The following is a 5,879-nucleotide window of genomic DNA, read 5'->3' on the forward strand; positions in this document are numbered from 1 at the left end:
AGCAGCGCCAGGCGATCCTGCAGGCGGTGCGGGAACTGCTGCAGGAGAAGCCATTCGCGGAGCTGTCGGTCAGCACGATCAGCCTCCGGGCCGGGGTGGCCCGGAGCGGCTTCTACTTCTATTTCGACTCCAAGTACGCCGTGCTGGCCCAGCTGATGGCCGAGGCCGCCGCGGAACTCGAAGAGCTCACGCAGGACTTCGCCCCCCGCCAGCCCGGCGAGTCGCCGGAGCAGTTCGCCCAGCGCATGGTCGGCAGCGCGGCCGCCGTGTACGCGCACAACGACCCGGTGATGACCGCGTGCAACGAGGCGCGCAACACCGACGTCGAGATCCGTAATCTCATGGACCAGCAGTTCGAGGTGGTGCTGGGGCAGATCGTCTCCATCGTCGAGGCGGAGATGAAGGCGGGCACCGCCAGTCCGATCAGCGACGACCTGCCGACGTTGATCCGCACCCTCGCCGGTACCACCGCGCTGATGCTGACCGGCGACCCGATCCTGGCCGGTCGTGACAGCGATCGCGACCGCCGCGTGCGCGTGCTGGAGCGATTGTGGCTGCACGCGCTCTGGAGCGGGCGTCCCTAGGCCGTTACCGCCGGTATCGTCACGGCAATGGGGCAGCAGGGATATTTCGCGGGAAAGCGGTGTCTGGTCACCGGGGCGGCCAGCGGCATCGGCCGCGCCACCGCGCTGCGGTTGGCGGTCCAGGGCGCCGAGCTCTATCTCACCGACCGTGACCGGGACGGGCTCGAGCGGACGGTGGTCGACGCCCGCGCGCTGGGCGCACGGGTGCCCGAGCATCGGGCCCTCGACATCGCGAGCTATGACGAGGTGGCGGCGTTCGCCGCCGACATCCATCGGGACCACCCGAGCATGGACGTCGTGCTCAACATCGCGGGGGTGTCCGCCTGGGGCACCGTCGACCGGCTCACGCACGAGCAGTGGACCAAGATGATCGCGATCAACCTGATGGGTCCGATCCACGTCATCGAAACGTTCGTGCCGCCGATGGTGGCGGCCCGCAACGGCGGGCACCTGGTCAACGTCTCGTCGGCCGCCGGGTTGGTCGCGCTCCCGTGGCATGCGGCCTACAGCGCCAGCAAGTACGGCCTGCGGGGGCTGTCGGAGGTGCTGCGCTTCGACCTGGCGCGGCACCGCATCGGGGTGTCGGTCGTGGTGCCCGGCGCGGTGAACACCCCGCTGGTCCAGACCGTCGAGATCGCCGGCGTGGACCGCGAAGACCCCAAGGTGGCCCGCTGGGTGAACCGCTTCAGCGGCCACGCCGTCTCGCCGGAGAGGGCGGCCGAGAAGATCCTGGCCGGGGTGGCCAAGAACCGCTACCTGATCTACACCTCGGCGGACATCCGGGCGCTGTATGCCTTCAAGCGGCTGGCCTGGTGGCCCTACAGCGTGGCGATGCGTCAGGTGAACGTGGTGTTCACCCGGGCGCTGCGGCCGGCGCCGGCGCCGCTAGTCCGGCATGGCCAGTTCGAGGCGCACGCCCAGCAGCCGGACCGGGCGGTCGAGCTCGAATAAGTCCAACACCCGCAGCGCCGCGGCGACGATGGTGTCGCGATCGGTGGTTGGCGCCTCCAGCTTGCGGACCTTGGTGCGGGTGTAGAACGTCGCGGTCCGCACCGTGACCGCCACCCGCGTCACGATGCGGCCCGACGCGAGCACGTCGGTCAACGCCTGTTCGGCCAATTGCGTGACCGCCGAATCCATTTCGGTGCGTTCGGTGAGGTCGCGCGGGAAGGTGACGACGTGGCTGCGCGAGCGCGGGATCCACGGCTCGGCGCTGACTTGCGCGTCACCGCCGCCCTTGGCCAGCAGCAACAGCCACAGCCCGGTGCGCGGACCGAACGCAGACGTCAGCAGTTCGGCGTCGCTGTGCGCGAGCTCGCGCACCGTCGTGATCCCCAGCGCGGCAAGCTTTTTCGCGGTCTTGGGGCCCACGCCCCACAGCGCGTCGACCGGCCGGTCCGCCATCATCGTCATCCAGTTCGCATCGGTGAGCGCGAAGACGCCCGCCGGTTTGGCGAAGCCCGTCGCCACCTTGGCGCGCTGCTTGTTGTCGCTGATGCCGACCGAGCACGACAGCCCGGTTTCCGCCGAGATGACCGCCCGGATCTCTTCGGCCACTTCGTTCGGGTCGGCGCCGGCCACCCCGACGTACGCCTCGTCCCAGCCCCACACCTCGACCGGGTGTCCCAGGTCGCGTAGCAACCCCATCACCTGTTGGGAGGCGGCGTCGTAGGCATCGGAGTCCGACGGCAGGAACGTCGCCTCGGGGCAGCGGCGGGCCGCCGCCCGCAACGGCATACCGGCGTGGACGCCGAATTCCCGGGCCTCATAGGAGGCGCAGGTGACGACCTTGCGCGGCTCGGACGGATCGCCGTTACCGCCGACGATCACCGGCAGCCCGGCCAGCTCGGGGTGGCGGCGCAACTCCACCGACGCCAGAAACTGATCGAGGTCGACGTGCAGAACCCAGCTCGGCGTCGACGCGGTCATGACGGGTCAGCGTCCACAGAGCTTGCGCGCCAGGCTTTCCCATGCGTCGCCGAGCGTCTGCAGGGTGTGGCCGCCCTCGGCGAGCTGGTGTTCGATGTAGTCCACGTCCAGCAACGCCAGCAACGCGTCGGTCTGCACATCGAGGTTGCCGGTGGACTCGGCGGCCTTCAGCAGGACCCGCACGTGGGTGCGTTGCACCATCGCCGGCGCGTTGTGGCGGCTTTGCGGATCACGGTTGACGGCCGACAGCAGCTCGCAGTGGGTGTGCGCGAACCGGATCCGCTCGCGGCCGAACGCCACCAGCCGTTCCGTCGGCGGCGCGCCGGGCCCCAAGGGCGGCGGCCCGAACAGAAACGCCTGCTGACTCGCTCGTTCGTCTTCGTCGAGCAGCACCATCATCAGGCCGGCGCGGCTGCCGAACCGGCGGAACAGCGTGCCCTTGCCGACCCCGGCGGCCGCGGCGATGTCGTCCATGGTGACGGCGTCGGCGCCGTGCTGGGCGATCAGGTTTCGGGCAGCCCGGAGCAAGAGCGCCCGATTGCGCGCCGCGTCGCCCCGCTCCTGGTGGACCACCTGCGGGGCGAACACGGTCAACGCGTCCAACCGGTCGCTCATGACTGCACTTTAGCGCCGCCGGAATAAAGCGGACTAGAGTCCGGTTTTGGGTCTTGTGGAGATGTAGACCAACGACCGAAGGGACTCCGACAAGTGACAACCAATATCTTGGCGTTCGTAGGAAGCCTACGCGCGGCGTCGGTGAACCGGCAGATCGCCGAGCTGGCGGCGGCGGTCGCCCCCGACGACGTGACCGTCACGATTTTCGAGGGGCTCGCCGAGCTGCCGTTCTACAACGAAGAGATCGACGACGCGATGAATGCCGACGTCCCGCAGCTGCCTCAGGTGGTCGCCCTGCGCGCGGCGGCCGCCGCCGCCGACGCCGCGCTGGTGGTTACCCCGGAGTACAACGGCAGCTACCCGGCCGTCATCAAAAACGCGATCGACTGGCTGTCCCGCCCGTTCGGCGACGGCGCGCTCAAGGGCAAGCCGCTGGCGGTGATCGGGGGGTCCTTCGGCCAGTACGGCGGGGTGTGGGCGCACGACGACACCCGAAAGGGCTTCGGGATCGCCGGGGCCCGGGTGGTCGAGTCGATCAAGCTGTCCGTTCCGTTCAAGACGCTGGAGGGCAAGGCACCCGCGGAGCACGCCGAGCTCTCGGAGAACGTGCGCGATGCGGTCGGGAAGCTGGTCGCCGAAGTCGGCTGATTGGCGGAAGTTCACAAGCCGGTCACCGGGTGACCAGCGAGGTTGCGGTAACCGGATAGCCAAAGCCGCCAGCCATTGGCTGGCGGCTTTGCTGACGGCTTTGCTGGCGGCGGCCCGGACGGGCCCGACGCGGCGGCTTTGGCGGGCGTCGCCGGGAGATGTCGGTGGCCGGTGATACAACGATTCGCATGGGCGGCTCCGTCGAAGAATGTGACCTGCGACACGCCGTGCGCGTGTCGTCCGAAAGGCTTACGACCAGCGAATTTCAGAAATGTTATTCAGAACATCTTGTATCTGGTCATCTTGTCGGCCACTAGGTGTAGTGTTTCGAGCACCGGCAGATCCCAGGTTCACCAGGCCGACCGGGGCCTGGTTCACCACCCGAAATCGGCTCGATGGGTCACTCGACCCCGACGGCCGCGTGACGGGAATGTGGGGGCTTGGCGGGCCGCTGAAACACAGCGAAGACGTAGTACCGAGTAGTTGCCAGTCCGTAACAAGTCCCACCTTCCGCAAAGGAGCGGCTTCTATGAGCATCACCGTGTACACCAAGCCGGCATGCGTGCAGTGCAGCGCCACGTTCAAGGCCCTGGACAAGCAGGGCATCGGCTACGAGAAGGTCGACATCACGCTGGATAACGAGGCGCGCGACTACGTGATGGCGCTGGGGTACCTGCAGGCACCCGTGGTGGTGGCCGAAAACGAGCACTGGTCGGGGTTTCGCCCGGACCGCATCAAGGCCCTCGCGCAAGCGGCGCTCAGCGCCTGAGTGGTCAGCGGCAGACGTTAGGTAAGAAGGAGGTTGCGGTGCTATGGACATCACGCAGCGCAGCCCAAGCTGGATGAGTGGCGACCCGCTTCGCCCGGCTTCGCCGCGCTTGCGATCGCCACTGGTCTATTTCTCCTCCGTGTCGGAGAACACTCACCGCTTCGTGCAGAAGCTGGGTGTTCCCGCCACGCGGATACCGCTGCACGGCCGCATCGAGGTCGATGAGCCCTACGTGCTGATCGTGCCCACGTACGGCGGCGGCCGGGCCACCCCTGACCTCAACGCCGGTGGCTATGTGCCCAAGCAGGTCATCGCATTCCTGAACAACGAGCACAACCGGTCGTTGATCCGCGGCGTGATCGCGGCGGGCAACAACAACTTCGGCGCCGAATTCGCCTACGCGGGCAACGTGATCTCCCGCAAATGCGGCGTCCCTTACCTTTACCGCTTCGAACTGATGGGCACCCCGGACGACGTGGAGGCCGTCCGTGCGGGCTTGGAAGAATTCTGGAAGGAACAGACGTGCCACCAACCGTCACTGCAGAGCCTGTAACGTCCGGCGCGCACGCGTTGCCCGGTGAGACGGACTACCACGCGCTGAACGCGATGCTCAATCTGTACGACGCGGACGGCAAGATCCAGTTCGACAAGGACGTGCTGGCGGCGCGCCAGTACTTCCTGCAGCACGTGAACCAGAACACGGTCTTCTTCCACAACCAGGATGAGAAGATCGACTACCTGATCCGCGAGAACTATTACGAGCGTGAGGTTCTCGACCAGTACGCGCGCAACTTCGTCAAGTCGCTGCTGGACCGTGCCTATGCCAAGAAGTTCCGGTTCCCGACGTTCCTCGGCGCGTTCAAGTACTACACCTCCTACACGCTGAAGACGTTCGACGGTAAGCGCTACCTGGAGCGCTTCGAGGACCGCGTGGTCATGGTCGCGCTGACCCTGGCGGCCGGCGACACCGGGCTGGCCGAGAAGCTGGTCGACGAGATCATCGACGGCCGCTTCCAGCCGGCCACCCCGACGTTTCTGAACTCCGGCAAGAAGCAGCGCGGCGAGCCGGTGAGCTGCTTCCTGTTGCGCATCGAGGACAACATGGAGTCGATCGGACGATCGATCAACTCCGCACTGCAGCTGTCCAAGCGCGGCGGGGGAGTCGCCTTGCTGCTGAGCAACATTCGCGAGCACGGCGCGCCGATCAAGAACATCGAGAACCAGTCCTCGGGCGTCATCCCGATCATGAAGCTGCTCGAGGATTCGTTCTCCTACGCCAACCAGTTGGGTGCGCGCCAGGGCGCCGGCGCGGTGTACCTGCACGCCCACCACCC

Annotated in this window: 8 protein-coding genes; 6 read left to right on the forward strand and 2 right to left on the reverse strand. The window is 67.2% G+C overall.

All coding sequences use genetic code 11. The features are described from left to right. Together A9X04_RS18915 and A9X04_RS18920 are read left to right on the forward strand one after the other, a co-directional pair. Positions 1–584 (forward strand): TetR/AcrR family transcriptional regulator (locus tag A9X04_RS18915; RefSeq protein WP_067923741.1); only part of this gene is annotated, 584 nt, incomplete at its 5' end. 27 nt (positions 585–611) lie between these two features. After that, positions 612–1,535 (forward strand): SDR family oxidoreductase, encoded by a 924-nt coding sequence (locus A9X04_RS18920; protein WP_067923744.1) that lies wholly within the window; start codon positions 612–614, stop codon positions 1,533–1,535. Here A9X04_RS18920 and A9X04_RS18925 read toward each other — a convergent pair. Beyond that, positions 1,470–2,513 carry a DNA polymerase IV gene (locus A9X04_RS18925; protein ID WP_067923747.1) on the reverse strand — a complete coding sequence of 348 codons (1,044 nt, stop codon included), beginning with the start codon at positions 2,511–2,513 and terminating at the stop codon, positions 1,470–1,472. The genes A9X04_RS18920 and A9X04_RS18925 overlap by 66 nt on opposite strands. Positions 2,514–2,519: 6 nt before the next feature. Beyond that, a complete protein-coding gene (locus tag A9X04_RS18930; RefSeq protein WP_067923750.1) occupies positions 2,520–3,128 on the reverse strand; it encodes a TetR/AcrR family transcriptional regulator in 609 nt (202 codons plus the stop codon). A 93-nt stretch (positions 3,129–3,221) separates the two neighbouring features. Here A9X04_RS18930 and A9X04_RS18935 point away from each other — a divergent pair, with 93 nt between their 5' ends. The 4 genes from A9X04_RS18935 to A9X04_RS18950 all read left to right on the forward strand — a co-directional run. Next, a complete protein-coding gene (locus A9X04_RS18935; RefSeq protein ID WP_067923753.1) occupies positions 3,222–3,776 on the forward strand; it encodes an NAD(P)H-dependent oxidoreductase in 555 nt (184 codons plus the stop codon). Positions 3,777–4,305: 529 nt separating this feature from the next. Beyond that, a complete protein-coding gene (gene nrdH / locus A9X04_RS18940) occupies positions 4,306–4,545 on the forward strand; it encodes a glutaredoxin-like protein NrdH (RefSeq protein ID WP_067923756.1) in 240 nt (79 codons plus the stop codon). 73 nt (positions 4,546–4,618) lie between these two features. Next, positions 4,619–5,098 carry a class Ib ribonucleoside-diphosphate reductase assembly flavoprotein NrdI gene (gene nrdI / locus A9X04_RS18945; RefSeq protein WP_067923758.1) on the forward strand — a complete coding sequence of 160 codons (480 nt, stop codon included), beginning with the start codon at positions 4,619–4,621 and terminating at the stop codon, positions 5,096–5,098. Continuing rightward, on the forward strand, positions 5,068–5,879 hold an 812-nt coding region (locus A9X04_RS18950; protein ID WP_304442401.1), incomplete at its 3' end, for a ribonucleotide reductase N-terminal alpha domain-containing protein. The genes nrdI and A9X04_RS18950, both read left to right, overlap by 31 nt.

The sequence above is a fragment of the Mycobacterium sp. E3247 genome (assembly GCF_001667785.1).
In the GTDB taxonomy this organism is placed as follows: domain Bacteria; phylum Actinomycetota; class Actinomycetes; order Mycobacteriales; family Mycobacteriaceae; genus Mycobacterium.

Excerpts from the sequence above, each read along its gene's own strand:
- A9X04_RS18920 (WP_067923744.1), top strand. The coding sequence starts at position 612 with ATGGGGCAGCAGGGATATTTCGCGGGAAAGCGGTGTCTGGTCACCGGG.
- A9X04_RS18925 (WP_067923747.1), bottom strand. The coding sequence starts at position 2,513 with ATGACCGCGTCGACGCCGAGCTGGGTTCTGCACGTCGACCTCGATCAG.
- A9X04_RS18930 (WP_067923750.1), bottom strand. The coding sequence starts at position 3,128 with ATGAGCGACCGGTTGGACGCGTTGACCGTGTTCGCCCCGCAGGTGGTC.
- nrdH (WP_067923756.1), top strand. The coding sequence starts at position 4,306 with ATGAGCATCACCGTGTACACCAAGCCGGCATGCGTGCAGTGCAGCGCC.
- nrdI (WP_067923758.1), top strand. The coding sequence starts at position 4,619 with ATGAGTGGCGACCCGCTTCGCCCGGCTTCGCCGCGCTTGCGATCGCCA.